Raw genomic sequence first — 18,818 nt, forward strand, 5'->3', positions numbered from 1 at the left:
ATATGAAGAATTTTAGTCTACTTCTATTAGTCACTGCCGTGATCATGTCGTTTTCTGGTATCTTTGTAGTAAACGAAGGTCAAAGAGCAATTGTACTGCTATTTAGTAAGGTACAAAAAGACGCGAATGGCGATGCTTTGGTGTATGAACCTGGTCTTCACCTGAAAGTGCCTTTCTTTAGCCAAGTACGTAAATTAGATGCGCGGATCCAAACCCTAGATGGTCAACCTGATCGCTTTGTAACCAGTGAGAAGAAAGATCTAATCGTGGATTCTTACGTGAAGTGGCGCGTGAATGATTTTAGTGCTTATTACCTACGTGCGCGTGGTGATAAGCAGTATGCGGAAACGCTACTTAAGCAAAAGGTGAACAACGGTCTAAGAACAAACTTCGGTTCGCGTACTATTAAAGAAATAGTATCTGGTGAACGTAGCGAGCTAATGGAAGAAGCGTTAGTTCAAGCGTCGGAAAGCGCGAGTGAGCTTGGGATTGAAGTGCTGGATGTCCGTGTTAAGCAGATTAACTTACCTAACGAAGTAAGCAGCTCAATCTACCAACGTATGCGTGCTGAGCGCCAAGCTGTGGCAAAAGAGCACCGTTCAGAAGGTCAGGAAAAGGCGGAGACCATCCGCGCTGATGTTGATCGTCGAGTGACAGTCATGCTTGCAGATGCCGAGCGTAATGCTCGCGCGGTTCGCGGTCAAGGTGATGCAACGGCGGCAAACATTTACGCTAAAGCATATAATAAAGACCCTGAGTTTTTCGGGTTTGTTCGTTCGCTTGAAGCATATAAAAATACCTTTAAAGATAAGAATGACGTTATGGTGTTATCACCGGATAGCAAGTTCTTTGATTATATGAAGGATGCAAAAGCTCAATAAGATGATGCTTTTGAGATGATTGTAAAACCCCGCCAGCCAGCGGGGTTTTTTATTGGCGCGATATGGCCACAACGTTAGACGATGAAATCCCACGAGTAGCCGCGCTCTTTCATGCCGCAAAAAACACACCGTAGCAGCGACTTTATGTCGCGAATAAACAAATCGTAGCAGCGGACTTTATGTCGCGATAAAACATGTCGTAGCAGCGACTTTATGTCGCGAAAAACACACCATAGCTGCGACTTTTTGTCGCGAAGAAACACTCTATAACAGAGCCTTTATACCGCGAAAAAACACATCGTAGCAGCGACTTTATGTCGCGAAGAAGCCTACCGTTGCTGTGGACTTTATGTCGCGACCAACAATAAAAAAGCGGCCAATAGGCCGCAGTTAGGAAGTGAATTGGTAGTAGTCTATTAAAATAACAAACTCTTAAAACACGTATTTCACTGAAAGTTGCAGTCTGTCTAAATCACCTTCGAGGCCACTTTCTGTTTCCCGAGTACCCATTTTATATTCAGCACCAAAGGTAAGCTTTTTCACGGGTGAATAAAGTAGGTTTGCGCTGTAACTCATACTTGATTTTGTCGGATCGCCAGTCACCGCCAGCAAATCGCTTTCGTTATCAGCATTAAAGAAAGAGTATAAGAATGTTGAACGGAATTGTTCATTCCAGCTATGTTGATAAGCGATAAAGCCCGACGTCGAGTCAATTGCATGTAACGAGTTACCGTCGTATACCGCGCCATTAGCAACGTTTAGGCCTACGTAACGACCAAGCCCTTGACCTTGGGTCAGCATAAATTTCAAGTTATTGTCACCAAAATTAACACGACCAGACGCACTGACCCCAAATGAGCTTTCAGACTCATCAGCTCCACCGACTTTATAGGTAATTTGGCGCGCAAGTGCCGCTACCGCAATATGACCCCAATCAGCATTGTGTGTGTAACGTGCAGTGAAATCAGGCATGCTAGCGTCATCAGTGACGACACGGCCACTATCTGCAGTGGTAACTGTACTTTCTGGGTTTTCAATAGAGAAAGACCAGTTTCCTGTGGTGTATTTAGCCATGGCTTGGCGTACGAAAACGGTACCTTCAGCTGGGCCGACGAAATCTAAAGTCTCTGGTAGCGCACTAACATTTTGGAAGTTTGACCAAGCCTGACCGAACAAGAAACCCTTGTAGCTCACAAAGGCTTGGCGAATACGAGGTGAGTAGGAGTTACTAACACGCTCATTGCCTCCCGATGTAGAAATAAAGTCTAGCTCGATTTTAGTCTTGATACTGCTGCCATCATCAAGCTTAGTATCGGTCCCGAAGCTAAACCGAGATTGACGAGCGTGCATATCAAATACAGCGTCGCTATCTGAGTTTACCCCGACCGGAGTCGTACCAGGAACGTAAAAGTCTCGGCCGATATTTTGCGCACCCAGCGCGCCGTCAGAAAAGTCACTCCAAATGGCATCAAGCTTGATATAACCACCATAGTTAACTTTAGTATCGCCAATCTCAGCCGCAGTGGCAGGGAGAGCGCAGAGACTACTGATAGCAACTGCGAGCAGTTTTTTATTAATGTTATTCGTTGTCATAATCCAGTTCCTCAATAGCTGTGCTTTGCAGTTGGCAGCAGCTGACATTCATTTTAATCATCACTAACTGTTGTTTAAGGTTGGTTTTTACTCAATTACCTATTGGTCTATTAGACTAAGGTGGCATACGGTAAATGAGTGGAGGATAAGGCGATCATAATATTTGTATTAAATTGGGTACAATCGGTAAGCTGTATGAAACTTTTACGTTTGCAGCTGTTCTACAACTAAGGTCTAATACTTAAACACCCAAGGCTGGGTGATCCTTAGGAAAAGCGTGTCTAGCAGACCTAGACCTCTAAATATAATGGAGATGACTATGTCACAGAGCATTTATCCAGTTCCTGAAAAAATCAAGAACGCAGCATTAATCAACGACGAGCAATATCAAGAACTATATCAAAAGTCGGTTGATGACCCCGCAGAGTTTTGGAAAGAGCACGGTCAACGTTTAGATTGGTTCAAACCCTATAGCAAAGTTAAAAATACCTCATTCGACAAAGGCCATATCAATATTAAATGGTACGAAGACGGCGTACTAAATGCCTCTTATAACTGTATTGATAGACACCTGGAAAAGCGCGCCGATAAGGTTGCATTGATTTGGGAAGGTGATAATCCAGAACAAACAGAAAATATTACCTACCAACAGCTACACGATGAAGTCGCAAAGCTTGCCAATGGTCTTAAGAGTTTAGGCGTTACAAAGGGTGACCGCGTTGCTATTTACATGCCGATGACTCCACAAGCAATTTATGCCATGCAGGCCTGTGCAAGAATTGGTGCTATCCATTCCGTTGTGTTTGGGGGCTTTTCACCTTCAGCGATTGCAGACCGTATCAAAGATTCTGGCGCCAAAGTTGTCATCACCTCAGATGAAGGTCGTCGCGGTGGTAATTGTGTGCCGCTTAAGGCAAATGTTGATGAAGCGGTAGCGCAAGCTGGCGTCACCACTATCGAGCATGTGATTGTACATCAATTAACAGGTGGCGATGTTGAATGGAATGCTCACGATGTATGGTGGCATGAATTAGTTGCTGATAAACCTGCCGAATGTGAACCTGAAATGATGAATGCGGAAGATCCGCTCTTTATTCTTTATACCTCGGGCTCTACCGGTCAGCCGAAAGGGGTAGTGCATACTACGGGTGGATACCTAGTGTATGCATCAATGACCCATGAGTATGTATTCGACCTTCAAGAAGATGATATTTACTGGTGTAGCGCGGATGTGGGCTGGATCACGGGTCACAGTTATATTGCTTATGGTCCACTAGTAAATGGTTGTACTCAAGTTGTATTCGAAGGCGTACCGACTTATCCAACGTCTGGTCGCATGGGTGAAATCGTTGATAAACATGGTGTTACTATTCTCTATACTGCACCTACCGCGATCCGTGCGTTGATGGCGAAGGGTGATGAGCCGACAGCAAGTTCTAAGCGTGACAGTTTACGTATTTTGGGTTCGGTCGGTGAGCCAATTAATCCAGAGGCTTGGTCTTGGTATTATGAGCAAATTGGTAATAGTGATTGTCCTATCGTAGATACTTGGTGGCAAACCGAAACGGGCGGCATCATGATCACGCCACTACCTGGCGCTACTGCACTTAAGCCGGGTTCTGCGACCCGTCCATTCTTTGGTATTGCTCCTGCACTATTTGACGCGGAAGGTAATACGCTGACAGGCGCGACCGAAGGTAATCTGGTGATTTTGGATAGCTGGCCTTCACAAGCCCGTACGGTTTATGGCGACCATGAGCGCTTTGAACAAACTTACTTCTCGGCTTATTCGGGCGTTTATTTCACGGGCGATGGTTGTCGCCGTGATGAAGACGGTTACTACTGGATCACCGGTCGCGTGGATGATGTACTTAACGTTTCAGGTCACCGCCTCGGTACTGCTGAAATCGAAAGTGCGTTAGTCGCTCACGAAGCGGTTGCTGAGGCGGCTGTGGTAGGCTATCCACACGATATTAAAGGCCAAGGGATCTATGTCTATATCACGCCAAATGAAGGGGTAACGGTATCTGACGAGTTAACTAAAGAGGTGAGAAATTGGGTGCGTAAAGAGCTAAGCCCAATTGCAACCCCTGACATGATCCAATGGTCTCCAGGTTTACCTAAAACCCGTTCTGGTAAAATCATGCGCCGTATTTTGCGTAAGATTGCAGCCAACGAGTATCAACAGTTAGGGGATACTTCTACACTTGCCGATCCAAGTGTGGTTGATGAATTAATCGAGAATAGATTGAATCGTTAACTGAATAACTTGAATTGCGACCTAATATAAACATACTATAACGGCTGTTATCTTTACGATAACAGCCGATTTTTTAGGAGCATAGCATGTATCAGTTTTTAATCGCGGATGATCATCCTCTATTTCGAGAGGCGCTTAAGGGGGCTCTAAAAGCGCAGTTTGAAGGATTAGAGGTATTCGAATCTGAAAACTTTGACACTACGCTCTCGGTCTTACAACAACAAGAAGAACTAGACCTACTCCTGCTCGATTTACATATGCCGGGCAATGGTGATTTATATGGACTAATTCGGATCCGTGAGGATCACCCAAGTCTTCCAGTTGTTGTGGTTTCGGGAAGCGAAGACCTTTCTATCATTTCTAAAGTGATGGGATACGGCGCGATGGGTTTTATCCCAAAAGCGGCGTCAGTAGAACAAATTACCGAAGCCATAGAGCAAGTGCTTGAAGGTGACACGTGGTTGCCTGAAGGCATGAAAGACAAAGTGGCTGAACTGGAAGGGGAAGACAAAGAGCTTGCCCAACAAGTGGCCTCGCTCACGCCGCAGCAATATAAAGTGCTGCAATATTTACACGAAGGTTTACTGAATAAGCAAATTGCCTACGAGCTAAATATTTCAGAGGCAACGGTGAAAGCGCATATCACCGCTATCTTCAGAAAGTTGGGTGTCTATAACCGTACTCAAGCCGTATTGATCGCTTCAAAACTACAACTAGAACCTATCGAAGCGAATGACTAACTTCGCATTATTGCTTGCAAGGTGCTTACCTTGCAAGCAGCACTGCTTTAGCTTAACTCTTTAAACGCCTGACTTAGTCCCTCTATTGTTAGCGGATACATTCGGTTTTGCATTAATTGATCTATTAGCTCTATCGAATGGTAATAAGACCAATAGCTTTGCGGCTGAGGGTTAAGCCAAGCCACCTTACTAAAGTGATTGGTTAAACGATTCAGCCAAGTAGCTCCTGCTTCTTGATTCCAATGCTCTACGCTACCGCCGGGATAGGTGATTTCATAGGGACCCATTGTCGCGTCACCAACAAATATTAGTCGATAGTCTGAGCCGTATCGGTTAATTAGCTGATAAGTATCAAGCAATTCGCTGTCACGACGGTCATTATCGTGCCAAACATGTTCGTACACACAATTATGAAAGTAAAAAAACTCAAGGTGCTTAAATTCACTGTGTGCGGCACTGAAGAGTTGTTCACAAAGCTGGATATGGTCATCCATAGAGCCGCCAATATCAAACAGCATCAATACCTTCACTGAGTTATGCCGCTCAGGAGCCATTTTCACATCCAGCATGCCGCCTTGTCTTGCGGTAGCGCGAATAGTTTCATTAAGGTCGAGCTGATCGCTTGCTCCGCTGCGCGCAAATTTACGCAATTGCTTGAGTGCAAGCTTAATATTGCGGCTGCTGATGTCGGTATTACTGTCAAGGTTGCGATACTGCCTTTTATCCCAGACCTTTACTGCTCGGCGATGACGGTTTCCATCTTGGCCAATGCGGATCCCTTCAGGATTATAGCCGTAAGCGCCAAAAGGCGAAGTGCCACCTGTACCAACCCATTTATTACCCCCTGCGTGACGTTTTTGTTGCTCAGCCAAGCGTGCTTTTAACGTTTCAAGGAGCTTATCGAGTCCACCCATGGCGTTAAGTTTGGCTTTTTCTTCTTCAGACAGCGACTTCTCAAACTCTTTACGCAACCAATCCTCAGGCAATTGCTGCTGTTGAAGTTGTGAGAAGAGATCAATTGACTCTATTCCCTCAAAGTAATCAGCAAACGCACGGTCGAATTTATCAAACAAGGTTTCATCTTTCACGAAGATGGTTTTTGCCAAAAAGTAAAAGCCGTCCAGATCGGCAAAGCAAATTTCTTTATCCAGCGCCTCTAAACAGTCTAGTAATTCGCGCAGGCTCGCTTTGATACCGTAACGTCTAAGCGTGAGTACAAAATCGATGAGCATGATCAGCGGCGGCTCATAAAGGCGAGTTTCTCAACCAAAGAAACATCTTGCTCGTTTTTAAGTAGCGCACCAAATAACGGCATTAGGCCACCTTGGTTAGATTTGTCATGCAACGCGTCAGGGGAAATATCTTCCGCTAATAATAGTTTTAGCCAGTCGAGTAATTCACTCGTGCTTGGCTTTTTCTTTAGGTTTGGTGTGTCGCGTAATTGGAAAAAGCTTTCGAGTGCTCGTTGTACTAAATTTGCTTTAATATGTGGAAAATGCACGTCTACAATCTGCTGCATCTCTTCTTTGCTCGGAAAGTCGATGTAGTGGAAAAAGCAGCGGCGTAAAAAGGCATCTGGCAGCTCTTTTTCATTGTTTGAAGTAATAATCACGATGGGGCGCACCTTTGCCTTTACTTGCTCGTTAGTTTCGTAGACATGAAACTCCATTTTATCGAGTTCTAACAGTAGATCATTGGGAAACTCAATATCGGCTTTGTCGATTTCATCAATCAGCAGAACGGGGCGCTTTGTCGCGGTAAAGGCCTGCCACAGCTTACCTTTGATGATGTAATTACCAACGTCATTAACGCGAGGATCGCCAAGTTGACTGTCGCGTAAACGCGAGACCGCATCGTATTCGTACAGGCCTTGCTGGGCTTTGGTTGTTGACTTTATATGCCATTGGATTAGTTCGGTATCTAAACTTTTTGCCAGTTCTTCGGCGAGTAAGGTCTTGCCTGTACCAGGCTCACCTTTAATCAGGAGTGGTTTTTCTAAAACGATGGCCGCATTCACGGCCTGTTGTAGTGCAGAGGTAGCAATATATTGATCAGTACCTTTAAACATAATTCAACTTCTTGTGGTCAGATGAGATAGGCTCATCTTGCCACAATCAGCTTTTCGCTGCCAACCCTGCTTCGGTTTCGATTAAGGTGAAGCGAGGCACCGCTTCGCCTTCGACCATAACGTCTTCTAAAAACATTTCAAGTGGTCGAACCCAAAAGCTCATATCTCCATATAAGGTTTGATAAACCACTTGCTTCTCTTGCGTTTCACTGTGCGTTGCCAAGGCGTGCACTCGATATAATTTTCCTTTGTAGTGGCGGTAAATTCCAGGTGTGATATCCACTAATTCAAGCTCCAAAAAATAAAAGCCGTACGTGACGGACTGAAATGTTATAATCCGTGCCATTAAGACTGAAGGTGTTTAAAGATGAATTATATTGCGCTGGACGATTATAAGAAAGCTTGGGTTTTCAAACATAAAGATCTTCCAATCGAAGAATCCGACCTGGCATTGATAAAGCCAATGTCAGCGGCGCGCGCTGCGGTGCTTTGGAGCACTATGGTAAGCAACGAAAAAGATCACCCTGATTTCTTTGATAAAACAGATTGGGTTGGTAAAGCGGACTCATGGCAAGAAACCCTCAATTGGGAGCAGCCGTGGGAAGCCGGAGAAGCATTTCCTGAAACTATCGAGCAATTTCTTGATTGGCAAGCTAATACCACCGTGTATTTTTGTCTCTCTCGAGATGATGTGATCGAGACCCGTTTTGACGTGTTCAAGCGATGTTGGCAGAACTTTATGTTTTTGACTGACGGTAGTTTCTTAATAGGAAAAAAACGCAGTTCGGTAGTACAATTTATGGCTGAGGGGCAAGCAAAATTAGGAACCAAGCCGTAAGCAAGTACAACTGAGCAGTTTGCTTTGATTTGAAACATGGCTAGTGTATAAAGGATGTACACCAGTCTACTAAAGTAGATTGCATTGACGGGAGGCGTTTTGGAGCAACAGCAAAATACAATCTGGTATGACGAAGCATCTCGCCTTGTATTTGCCGAGCTTGTAAATGTATTTTATGCCAGAGAGTTGCCGAAACTTGCTGAACTCTCAGATCATACTCGCCTTCAGCGTTTGTTAAACAGCCTGCCGTATTATGTTGAGCGCGCGGCCACACATATTATTCATGGTGATGTCCCGCTTGAGCTAGATAGTTTCAATGGATGTTGGTTAGCAAAGCAAAAATCACAGCCTAAATGTGATGACGCTGCCAACGCAGCATTTTTTACCACTAAGGTGAAAGTGGGGCTGGTGGTTCCCGTGCTATATGCAGACTCGACGGGGACAACCGTAAGGCTCGACAGTGTCGACCAAGTGAATGAGGCTGACAAATTGCACTGCAACCAATTTGGCTGGTTTAGTGTTAATGGTAATAGCTTACAAGCAAGCGACGAAGCGCGTGTACAATTGCTAAAACCAACGAAAGCGTTAATGACAGCGGCTTGTTGTGGCCATACTTGGTATTTTGGCAAGGCGGTAGTACCACGAAGACTGACGCTAAGAGAAATGTTACTTGCCAGTTCAATTAATTGGCCACAAGTACAAAAAACAAAAATGAGTCAACTATCCTAATCGACTCAAAAAACAGAAGTTTGGATTAAGCAATGCGATTTTTTCAGTTAGCGCTGTTGGTTTTAGCGCTATTTATTCAGTACAGACTTTGGTTCGGCCACAACGGCGTGGAGGACTACACTCGGATAAAATCCGTGGTTAAATCGCACCAAGAAACCAATGCCAATCTCAGTAAACGAAATAAATTATTAAAAGCGGATATCGACGATTTAAAACTCGGCCTTGAAGGGGTTGAGGAGCGTGCTCGTCATGAGCTCGGCATGATTAAGCCTGGCGAAACTTTTATCCGTGTATTACCGAAAGTACCTCATGAAAAGAAACGATAAACTTGCAGTCGTCATCCCCGCAGCTGGGGTTGGCAGTCGTATGCAGGCGCAGATGCCTAAACAATATATTCCACTATTAGGTAAACCAATTTTAGTACACACACTGGAAAAACTAGCCGGGCTTGAGTGCGTCAGTCAATTTATGGTCGCCGTTTCCAAAGAAGATGGATATTTTTCATCGGCGTTACTGCCTGATAGCCGTTTTAGCCACTGCGAAGGTGGACAAGAACGTGCCGACTCTGTTTTATTGGCGCTAAAAGCATTGGCACCAAGTCGCCCTGACTGGGTGTTAGTTCATGATGCAGCTCGACCTTTAGTTGCGCTGGACGATATTCATCAGCTGATTTCACAATGTATAAATCAACAGCAAGGTGGCATACTGGCTGCCAAGGTTAAAGATACCATCAAACGCGGTGCGGAGTTGGTACAGGAGACCGTGCCTAGAGCGTCGTTATGGCAGGCTTTTACGCCTCAAATGTTTAGGTATGAAGAGTTATTGGCGGCATTGGAGCTTGGACTTTCTCAAGGTGCAAATATCACAGATGAAGCATCAGCGATGGAATTACAAAATCAGCCAGTCCAACTCATTGCCGCGCGTACGGATAACATTAAGATCACGACGCCGGAGGATTTACCTCTGGCGGAGTTTATAATTCAACAACAAGGTAAACAGCATGATTAGAATTGGCCACGGATTTGATGTTCATAAATTTGGTGGAGCTGGCCCATTGACGATTTGTGGGGAAAAAATTCCTTACGAACAGGGCTTTATTGCGCACTCCGATGGTGATGTGGCAATTCATGCATTGTGTGATGCCTTGTTGGGGGCACTTGCGCTGGGAGATATTGGTAAGCACTTTCCTGATACCGCGAGTGAATTTGAAAATATCGACAGTCGTATTTTATTACGCCGCGTGATGGAACAAGTGAAAATACTTGGCTATCAAATAGGGAATATCGACGTCACGATTGTCGCACAAGCACCAAAGATGCGACCACATATTGATGCGATGCGCACTAACCTTGCTGCGGATTGTGAAGCGCAGCTAGACCAAGTTAATGTTAAAGCAACTACCACTGAAAAACTGGGTTTTGAGGGGCGTAAAGAAGGGATCTCAAGCCATGCTGTGGTGCTATTGGTAAAAGCATGAAGACACTCAACTATCTTTATGGCAAACCGTTATCTGACGGCGATTATAAGTCACAACCAGAAGACTTTAGAGTCGAAGAAATTTTAGATATTCCTTTTACTGGCGAAGGTGAGCACGTTTGCTTGCAGATCATAAAAAAGGGAGAAAACACCGCCTTTGTCGCTAAAAAGCTTGCAGAATTTGCCCAAATTTCACCGCGAGATGTCAGTTATGCTGGAATTAAAGACAGACACGGTGTTTGTACGCAGTGGTTTAGCGTGCCGGTGCCAATTAAAAAGTTGATAGATTTTAGTGCACTAAATAGTGACTCTATTTTTGTGGTGCAGCAAATACGGCACAATCGAAAGTTAAAAACAGGTTGTCATAAGGGTAATCGCTTTGCCATTACCCTCAGAAACGTGACTGCTCCACTTGATATTCTGTCGCGTATTAATGCCGTACGCCAAGGGGTTCCTAATTATTTTGGAGAGCAACGTTTTGGTCATGATGGCCACAACTTAGCCATGGCAGATAGGTTATTTGACGGCGAAAAGATCCGCGATAAAAAACTCAGAGGGTTGGTACTTTCAGCCGCTCGCTCTCATCTGTTCAACGAAGTCGTTAGTCGCCGCGTGGCAGAGCATGGTTTGGCAACGACTTGGCACCGTGAAATCTTTTTACTGAGCGGTAGTAACGCCTTTTTTGACTCAGAGATTGATTGCGAACTCATCGAGCGGTTACTGAATGGCGATATTTTGCTTTCGGCGCCATTGGTTGGTAAAGGTGAAAAGGGCTTATTGCCGCAAGAGCGTGAATGGTTGGCACCTTTTGCTAAATGGCACGAAGGATTGGCAGAATTTGGGATGAAAAATGAGCGTAGAGCGCTCAGATTAATACCCGAAGCGCTTAAGGTGAGTATGGCTGACGACAGTACGCTAACCCTTGAATTCAGTTTACCAAAAGGAACTTTTGCCACGGCGCTGCTCAGAGAGCTTGTTAATCATAAAGATGCCAGTAAAAAGTTTAATAAACATGAAGAGTCGATACAGCAGTGAGATACTCATTGTCTAACAAGAAAAAGAGGTGAAATATGAAGATCCTATTGAGTAATGACGATGGTGTTCACGCCAAGGGCATTGCTATCTTGTATCAAGCGTTATCACAAATCGCAGACGTAACCGTTATTGGTCCAGATAGAAACTGTAGCGGTGCGAGTAACTCGTTAACCTTATTAAACCCGCTCAGAGCAACTACGCTAGATAATGGTTTTATCTCCGTGAATGGCACGCCAACCGACTGTGTTCACCTTGGAGTGAACAAACTGATGGATGAATTGCCGGATTTAGTCGTTGCAGGGATCAACAATGGCGCTAACCTTGGCGATGATACGCTGTACTCCGGCACTGTTGCGGCGGCCACTGAAGGTCGACATGTGGGCTTACCTGCGATTGCCGTTTCTCTTTGCTCTAAAAATGAAGCCCATTATGAAACTGCAGCACATGTCACGGTAGAGATCATTAAAAAGCTTGCAAACCATCCGCTACCAAAAGACCAAATTATTAATATTAACGTCCCTGATATTCCATTAAGTGACTTAAAAGGGATTAAAGTCACTCGACTAGGCTCACGTCATAAAGCGGATACCATGACCGAACAAATCGACCCATGGGGCCGAAGTGTGTACTGGTATGGCACCTTAGGTCATGAAAGTGACGCTGGTGAGGGCACGGATTTTCACGCTGTAAACAACGGTTATGCCGCTATCACACCGCTCAAGGTGGATATGACGGCTTACGAGAGCTTAGATGCTGTGGCGAGCTGGTTATCTTAAGAGGCGTATGTGCTGAGTAATTATCAGGGCAGCGCTAATGCGCTAGTGGAACTGCTAAAACAGCAAGGCGTAGAGGATGAAGTGGTACTCAGTGCCATCGCTAACACGCCTAGACACTTGTTTGTCGATGAAGTGCTTAAACATAAGTCATATGAAAATACAGCTCTTCCTATCGGACAAGGACAAACAATATCGCAACCTTTTATCGTTGCAAAAATGACCGAAGTGTTAAAACAAGTGGGTGTTAAAGGGCGTATTTTGGAAGTGGGGACGGGCTCAGGTTATCAGACCGCAGTACTCGCGCAAGTGTTTGAACAGGTCTTTAGCATTGAACGGATCAAGTCACTGCAATGGCAAGCGCGCAGAAGGCTGCATTTGCTGGATTTATATAATGTGACGATGAAACATGGAGACGGTTGGAAAGGCTGGGCTTCAAAAGCGCCTTTTGCAGGGATCATTGTTACTGCCGCAGCACAATCAGTACCAGATGAGTTATTGGCGCAACTAGAAGATGGCGGTGCTATGGTCATTCCCATCGGGGTTGAAGCGCAAACACTCACCTTGTTTGTTAAACAAGGGGAGCAGTTTATTCGTCACGCCCTCGCACCTGTACGCTTTGTGCCTTTAGTCGCTGGCGAAGTCGGTTAATTTTGTAGCTTTAAAAAACAACTCCATAAAATATAACTATTTTTTCCAGTAGAATGTGAAAACCAAGCAAAATTAAGTTAGATTGATATGATAGTCGTTGATAGTAGCACTGGAAAATATAAGTAATGTACAAGTCTCAGGTCATCATATCGATTTGTTTAAGCGGCCTGCTTGTTGCCTGCTCATCGAATCATACGCCTGCGCCTGTAACAACTTTATACTCTGGTAAGACCACTTCGTCACATAAAATTAATATTAACGGAAGCAGTTACAAAGTAAAAAAAGGCGATACTTTATTTGCAATTGCATTTAGCGCGAACAAAGATGTAAGAACGCTCGCGCAAATCAATAAAGTTAAGCCTCCGTACACGATCTACCCCAATCAGATCATTCGTCTAGAATATCCCAAAAATAAAAACAAAAAGAACACAAAATACACGAAAGTAAACCACAAGTCTCGGTCTTTAAAACAAAAAAGTAACAAAAGCCCCAAAAAAGAGCTTGATAAGCCAAATCAACGAGAGTATGTTCAAAGACAAGCCACACAAAAATCTAGTAGTACCAAGGCTTTGTATAATAATAAGGTACTATGGAAATGGCCTGCTGAAGGCAAAGTGACTCGTCACTTCTCTGTTAAAGAGAATGGTTATAAGGGATTGGAGATCTCTAATAAACCAGGTACTTCAGTTAAGGCTGCTGCTGGCGGTGTAGTTGTATATGCAGGGAGTGCGTTGCGTGGGTATGGTAATTTAATCATTCTGAAACATACAGATGATTATCTAAGTGCGTATGCCCACAACGCTAAGTTACTCGTCAGAGAACAGCAAAAAGTTAAAGTTGGGGAAAAAATTGCCGAAATGGGTAGTACAGATGCTTCTAAGACGGCGCTTAGGTTTGAGATCCGTTTTAAAGGTCAAGCTGTAAACCCGGCAAAATACTTGCCATAAAGTAATGCGAGTACATCGATTGGTTCGAGTACCCTTACTTTTATTCGCTTGGGGAGAATACTTATGGCTCACACTGCAAAATTACCTACAAAATCTACTCCAGAGTTAGACAAGTTCGAAGATGATAATATTGACGAACCGAAAGACGAATTACTTGAAGACCTCGAAGACGACGAAGAAGTTTTTGCCAAAGAAGAAGTGGTTAAAAACTTAGATGCTACTCAACTCTATTTAGGTGAAATTGGATTTTCCCCACTGCTCAGTGCAGAAGAAGAAGTTTACTTTGCGCGTAAAGCGTTAAAGGGGTGCGAAGCCTCACGTAAACGGATGATAGAGAGTAACTTGAGATTAGTGGTTAAAATCGCTCGTCGTTATAACAACCGTGGTTTGGCATTACTTGACCTCATTGAAGAAGGTAACTTAGGCCTGATCCGGGCGGTGGAAAAGTTTGATCCAGAACGTGGATTTAGATTTTCTACATATGCAACTTGGTGGATCCGTCAAACTATCGAACGTGCAATCATGAACCAAACTCGTACCATTCGTTTGCCTATTCATGTTGTCAAAGAGCTCAATGTTTACCTACGTACAGCACGTGAATTGACGCAAAAGCTGGATCATGAACCTACCGCAGAAGAAATCGCTGAATGTCTCGACAAACCCGTCGAAGAAGTCAGTAAGATGCTGCGTCTAAACGAAAGGATCACTTCGGTTGATACGCCTATCGGTGGTGAAAATGACAAAGCACTGCTCGATATTATCGCGGATGAAAAGGGCGGTGGTCCAGAAACCGAAGTACAGAGCAACGATATTAACAAACACATTGTTGATTGGCTTGGAGAGTTAAACCCAAAACAGCGAGAAGTGCTCGCGAGACGCTTTGGTTTGCTTGGTTATGAGCCATCTACGCTTGAGGATGTTGGCCGCGAAATCGGGCTAACGAGAGAGCGGGTAAGACAAATTCAAGTTGAGGCGTTGAGACGCTTAAAAGACATTTTACAACACGAAGGGTTAAGTACCGATAGCCTATTTGAGCAACAGTAAATTGGTATGATTTACTCATTAAAAAAGCCGCAATATGCGGCTTTTTTAATTCTTGAAATGGTATAAAACCAGCAAAGATAGAAAGCGATTACAAGCTTTCTATCTTGGCTTTTTGTTCAAGTAGCTTAGTTTTTGCATCGCTAAACTCAGCTAATTTTGCTTTCTCTTTAGCAAGTACTGCTTCTGGTGCGTTACTTACAAACTTTTCGTTTGCGAGTTTCTTTTCAACCTGCTCAAGACCTTTTTCTGCTTTTTCAAGCTGCTTAGCAATACGCGCAAGTTCTGCTTCTACATCAATCAGACCTGCCATTGGGATCATGATTTCAAGGTCGCCGATAAACGCAGTCGCACAAGCTGGTGCTTCGTCTTTGCTTGCAAGCAAATCTACCGTTTCCAGTTTTGCCAGAGCGCTTAAGAAAGCTTGGTTTTCTTCTAGACGACGTTTGTCATCTTCGCTTGCACCAGTAAGTAACACGTTTAGCGGCTTGCTTGGGCTGATGTCCATTTCACCACGAATGTTACGGATAGCAATAATAAACTGCTTCACCCACTCAAGATCAGCCATCGCTTGCGCATCAACTTTGCTTTCGTCGAATACTGGGAACGCTTCAAGCATAATTGTCTTCGCTTCGACACCAGCGATTGGTGCTACACGTTGCCAAATTGTCTCTGTGATATAAGGCATTAGTGGGTGCATCGAACGAAGTAAGCCTTCTAATACGGTGATAAGCGTATGGCGTGTACCACGCTGCTGCGCTTCATTGCCTTTAAATAGAATTGGTTTAGTTAGCTCTAGATACCAGTCACAGAATTGGTTCCATGTGAACTCATAAATGGTGTTTGCCGCAAGGTCAAAGCGATAGTTATCCAAGTGCTCAGAGAACACCTTAACCGTATTTTGGAATTGGCCTAAAATCCAACGATCCGCTAGAGAATACACTTTTTCGTTATCGTTGAAGCCACAGTCTTGTTCTTCTGTGTTCATCAATACATAACGGCTAGCATTCCAAAGCTTGTTACAGAAGTTACGGTAACCTTCAAGACGGTTCATATCCCAGTTGATATCACGTCCCGTTGACGCCATTGCTGCAAGAGTGAAACGCAATGCATCAGTACCGTGTGCTTCAATACCATCGACAAATGTTTTGCGCGTATTCTTTTCGATTTTTGCCGCAAGCTGTGGTTGCATCATGTTGCCAGTACGTTTAGTCACTAGGCTCTCAAGATCGATACCGTCAATCATGTCTAGTGGATCTAACACGTTACCTTTTGACTTAGACATCTTATCGCCATTTTCATCGCGAATAAGGCCAGTCACATAAACGGTCTTAAATGGAACTTGAGGTTTACCATCTTCATCTTTGATGAAATGCATGGTCATCATGATCATGCGAGCTACCCAGAAGAAGATAATGTCGAAACCAGTAACCAAGGTATCTGAAGGGTGGAATACCTTTAGATCTTCTGTGTTTTCAGGCCAACCTAACGTTGAGAAAGTCCACAGTGCAGAAGAGAACCAAGTGTCTAGTACGTCTTCATCTTGGGTCAGCGTTACGCTCGCATCCAGGTTATGGTTTTGACGAACTTCAGCTTCGTCACGACCAACATATACATTACCTTCGCTGTCATACCATGCCGGGATCCTGTGGCCCCACCAAAGCTGACGTGAAATACACCAGTCTTGGACATCACGCATCCAAGAGAAGTACATGTTCTCGTATTGCTTAGGTACAAATTGAATATCGCCATCTTCTACCGCTTTTACCGCAGGCTCTGCAAGAGGAGCAACGCGAACATACCACTGATCGGTAAGTAATGGCTCGATAACTACGCCAGAGCGGTCACCGTAAGGAACGGTTAGACTGTGATCGTCGATTTTCTCAAGTAGACCAAGCTGCTCAAACTCGTCAACGATTTGCTTACGCGCATCGAAACGGTCAAGGCCGTGGAAACGCTCTGGAATTGGGGCATCCATCGCTTCAAGTGGCTTACCATCAAAAGTAAAGCACTCACCCGTATTCAGAACTGCTGCGTCTTTGTTGAACACGTTGATCATTGGCAGCTCATGGCGCTTACCAACTTCGTTATCGTTAAAGTCGTGTGCTGGCGTGATTTTTACGCAGCCCGTGCCTTTTTCCATATCTGCATGTTCATCAGCAACGATAGGAATGCGACGATTGACGATAGGAAGTAGAATTTCTTTACCAATTAAGTCTTGGTAACGTTCATCATCCGGGTTTACCGCAACACCAGTGTCACCTAGCATGGTTTCTGGACGAGTGGTTGCTACGATAATGTAGTCTTTACCATCTTTGGTGGTTACGCCATCCGCAAGTGGATAGCGCAAATTCCACATATGGCCCTGCTTGTCTTTATTCTCAACTTCTAAATCAGAAATCGCAGTGTGTAATTTAGGATCCCAGTTAACTAGACGCTTACCACGGTAGATTAAGTCATCTTGATATAGGCGAACGAATACTTCTTTTACCGCTTCAGACAGGCCGTCATCCATCGTAAAACGTTCTCTATCCCAATCTACAGAAGCACCTAAGCGGCGTAACTGTTTAGTAATTGTGCCACCTGATTGGTCTTTCCATTCCCAGATTTTATTGATGAACTCGTCACGGCCTAAATCATGGCGTGATTTACCTTCTTCGGCTGCAAGCTTACGCTCAACCACCATCTGAGTTGCAATACCTGCGTGGTCGGTGCCCACTTGCCATAGCGTGTTCTTACCTTTCATACGCTGGTAGCGGATCAAAGTGTCCATGATAGTGTCTTGGAACGCGTGGCCCATGTGTAGACTACCTGTGACATTCGGCGGTGGGATCATAATCGAGTATGCGTCACCATTGCCTGATGGCTTAAAGTAGCCATTTGACTCCCAGTCTTGATACAAAGACTGTTCAATATCTTGTGGATTGTAGGTTTTATCCATTACACAGAACCCTAAAAATGCTATTTCTCAATGTCTTCAGTGGAAATTGTTGCGCCAAGTGCACGAAGTTGCTTAAAGCGTTCTCGTGCGGCTTGCTTAGCGCTGGCTTCAACAGGCACAAAATCTATCACCTGTTCAAAGCGACGAATAAAGTCAGGGACGACCCGAGCTAGATTAATAAGCACGGGGCGACGAGCAGCAGGAGGCATAGTGCCAATTTCCACCGGTGCGCCGCCTTTGGGGCCTTCGCCTTGTAAGTTGTGGGGCACAAACCTGTCTGCGTCAAAACACCAAAGGTGCTCATCGAATAAATGAGCATCGTCAGTATTATCGACGTTAACAAAGATACGGTGTCCAGCTTGATATAAGCTCGCCGCAGTTTGTGCTGCCAGATCAAAATGAGCCGGAACGCTAATCCCCGGCTCATCGTTTTGTTTTAACACGTAAAAGCGCGCTTTGATAGTCATGATAATAATACCAATTGCGAGGAGTACTGAGGTTTGCCACAGGCTCCACAGCTGCTCAATATCTGTAATCTTGTTTACCGTGATAGCGTAGACGAAGAAAATCAGTATGCGCGGCTTAGTTTAAAACTAATTATAGCGCCACTTAAATGCACACAAATAAGCCTGTATTCTGCCATATAAAGGCAATACCATCAATCAAGAAGCAAGAGAAGAAGAATAAAATATGGCAAGTGGGGGAAGTGCATGTTGAGGTGGTTTAGTGGTTTAGTGGTTTAGTGGTTTAGTGGTTTAGTGGCTTTGTAGTGTTAATTTGGTGCGGGATATAGTCGCGGGGTAAACCCGCTGCTACATGTCGAGGGGTAAACCCGCTGCTACGGT

General features: G+C 44.5%; 19 protein-coding genes. 13 read left to right on the forward strand and 6 right to left on the reverse strand.

Annotated elements, in window-relative coordinates; all coding sequences use genetic code 11:
• Window positions 1-2: 2 nt before the first annotated feature.
• Window positions 3-881: a protease modulator HflC gene (gene hflC / locus GSF04_RS08370; RefSeq protein WP_039494419.1), complete on the forward strand. Its 879-nt coding sequence runs from the start codon at window positions 3-5 to the stop codon at window positions 879-881.
• A 432-nt stretch (window positions 882-1,313) separates the two neighbouring features.
• Here the strand turns inward: hflC and GSF04_RS08375 are convergent, their stop codons facing one another.
• Entirely contained in the window at window positions 1,314-2,474 is a 1,161-nt protein-coding gene (locus tag GSF04_RS08375) for a DcaP family trimeric outer membrane transporter (protein ID WP_039494423.1), read from the reverse strand.
• Between the two features lie 319 nt (window positions 2,475-2,793).
• Here GSF04_RS08375 and acs point away from each other — a divergent pair, with 319 nt between their 5' ends.
• Together acs and GSF04_RS08385 are read left to right on the forward strand one after the other, a co-directional pair.
• Entirely contained in the window at window positions 2,794-4,734 is a 1,941-nt protein-coding gene (acs, locus tag GSF04_RS08380) for an acetate--CoA ligase (protein WP_211859269.1), read from the forward strand.
• Window positions 4,735-4,820: 86 nt separating this feature from the next.
• Window positions 4,821-5,474 carry a response regulator transcription factor gene (locus GSF04_RS08385; protein ID WP_010377395.1) on the forward strand — a complete coding sequence of 218 codons (654 nt, stop codon included), beginning with the start codon at window positions 4,821-4,823 and terminating at the stop codon, window positions 5,472-5,474.
• A gap of 47 nt (window positions 5,475-5,521) precedes the next feature.
• Here the strand turns inward: GSF04_RS08385 and GSF04_RS08390 are convergent, their stop codons facing one another.
• From GSF04_RS08390 to GSF04_RS08400, 3 genes are read right to left on the reverse strand one after another with little or no spacing between them, the layout of a single operon-like run.
• Entirely contained in the window at window positions 5,522-6,706 is a 1,185-nt protein-coding gene (locus GSF04_RS08390) for a VWA domain-containing protein (protein WP_211859270.1), read from the reverse strand.
• Between the two features lie 2 nt (window positions 6,707-6,708).
• On the reverse strand, window positions 6,709-7,545 hold the full coding sequence (locus tag GSF04_RS08395) for a MoxR family ATPase (RefSeq protein ID WP_026000904.1): 837 nt from the start codon (window positions 7,543-7,545) through the stop codon (window positions 6,709-6,711).
• A gap of 43 nt (window positions 7,546-7,588) precedes the next feature.
• Window positions 7,589-7,825 (reverse strand): DUF1653 domain-containing protein, encoded by a 237-nt coding sequence (locus tag GSF04_RS08400; RefSeq protein WP_010377401.1) that lies wholly within the window; start codon window positions 7,823-7,825, stop codon window positions 7,589-7,591.
• An 84-nt stretch (window positions 7,826-7,909) separates the two neighbouring features.
• Between GSF04_RS08400 and GSF04_RS08405 the strand changes: the two genes are divergently transcribed.
• The 10 genes from GSF04_RS08405 (at window position 7,910) to rpoS (ending at window position 15,035) form a co-directional block, all read left to right on the forward strand.
• A complete protein-coding gene (locus GSF04_RS08405; RefSeq protein ID WP_045962078.1) occupies window positions 7,910-8,380 on the forward strand; it encodes a DUF2947 domain-containing protein in 471 nt (156 codons plus the stop codon).
• 84 nt (window positions 8,381-8,464) lie between these two features.
• A complete protein-coding gene (locus tag GSF04_RS08410; RefSeq protein ID WP_205991262.1) occupies window positions 8,465-9,109 on the forward strand; it encodes a hypothetical protein in 645 nt (214 codons plus the stop codon).
• A gap of 32 nt (window positions 9,110-9,141) precedes the next feature.
• Window positions 9,142-9,435: a cell division protein FtsB gene (ftsB, locus tag GSF04_RS08415; RefSeq protein ID WP_010377404.1), complete on the forward strand. Its 294-nt coding sequence runs from the start codon at window positions 9,142-9,144 to the stop codon at window positions 9,433-9,435.
• Entirely contained in the window at window positions 9,419-10,117 is a 699-nt protein-coding gene (ispD, locus tag GSF04_RS08420; protein ID WP_211859271.1) for a 2-C-methyl-D-erythritol 4-phosphate cytidylyltransferase, read from the forward strand. The genes ftsB and ispD overlap by 17 nt, the downstream gene beginning before the upstream one ends.
• Window positions 10,110-10,586, forward strand: coding sequence for a 2-C-methyl-D-erythritol 2,4-cyclodiphosphate synthase (gene ispF / locus GSF04_RS08425; RefSeq protein WP_211859272.1), 477 nt, complete (start codon window positions 10,110-10,112; stop codon window positions 10,584-10,586). The genes ispD and ispF overlap by 8 nt, the downstream gene beginning before the upstream one ends.
• Window positions 10,583-11,620: a tRNA pseudouridine(13) synthase TruD gene (locus GSF04_RS08430; RefSeq protein ID WP_211859273.1), complete on the forward strand. Its 1,038-nt coding sequence runs from the start codon at window positions 10,583-10,585 to the stop codon at window positions 11,618-11,620. Before ispF ends, GSF04_RS08430 begins: the two co-directional genes overlap by 4 nt.
• A gap of 35 nt (window positions 11,621-11,655) precedes the next feature.
• Window positions 11,656-12,396 carry a 5'/3'-nucleotidase SurE gene (gene surE / locus GSF04_RS08435; protein WP_010377409.1) on the forward strand — a complete coding sequence of 247 codons (741 nt, stop codon included), beginning with the start codon at window positions 11,656-11,658 and terminating at the stop codon, window positions 12,394-12,396.
• A gap of 9 nt (window positions 12,397-12,405) precedes the next feature.
• Entirely contained in the window at window positions 12,406-13,044 is a 639-nt protein-coding gene (locus GSF04_RS08440; protein ID WP_130126819.1) for a protein-L-isoaspartate(D-aspartate) O-methyltransferase, read from the forward strand.
• Window positions 13,045-13,169: 125 nt separating this feature from the next.
• Window positions 13,170-13,991 carry a peptidoglycan DD-metalloendopeptidase family protein gene (locus tag GSF04_RS08445; RefSeq protein WP_211859274.1) on the forward strand — a complete coding sequence of 274 codons (822 nt, stop codon included), beginning with the start codon at window positions 13,170-13,172 and terminating at the stop codon, window positions 13,989-13,991.
• A gap of 63 nt (window positions 13,992-14,054) precedes the next feature.
• Window positions 14,055-15,035 carry an RNA polymerase sigma factor RpoS gene (gene rpoS / locus GSF04_RS08450; RefSeq protein WP_017217021.1) on the forward strand — a complete coding sequence of 327 codons (981 nt, stop codon included), beginning with the start codon at window positions 14,055-14,057 and terminating at the stop codon, window positions 15,033-15,035.
• An 88-nt stretch (window positions 15,036-15,123) separates the two neighbouring features.
• On the opposite strand, the gene GSF04_RS08455 is transcribed toward rpoS, so the two are convergent.
• Together GSF04_RS08455 and GSF04_RS08460 are read right to left on the reverse strand one after the other, a co-directional pair.
• Entirely contained in the window at window positions 15,124-17,973 is a 2,850-nt protein-coding gene (locus tag GSF04_RS08455) for a valine--tRNA ligase (RefSeq protein ID WP_211859275.1), read from the reverse strand.
• A gap of 20 nt (window positions 17,974-17,993) precedes the next feature.
• The gene (locus GSF04_RS08460; protein ID WP_010377414.1) at window positions 17,994-18,440 is read right to left on the reverse strand and encodes a DNA polymerase III subunit chi; all 447 of its coding nucleotides are present in this window, start codon (window positions 18,438-18,440) and stop codon (window positions 17,994-17,996) included.
• Between the last annotated feature and the right edge of the window lie 378 nt (window positions 18,441-18,818).

Source organism: Pseudoalteromonas sp. A22, from assembly GCF_018141345.1.
Classification (GTDB): domain Bacteria; phylum Pseudomonadota; class Gammaproteobacteria; order Enterobacterales; family Alteromonadaceae; genus Pseudoalteromonas; species Pseudoalteromonas maricaloris.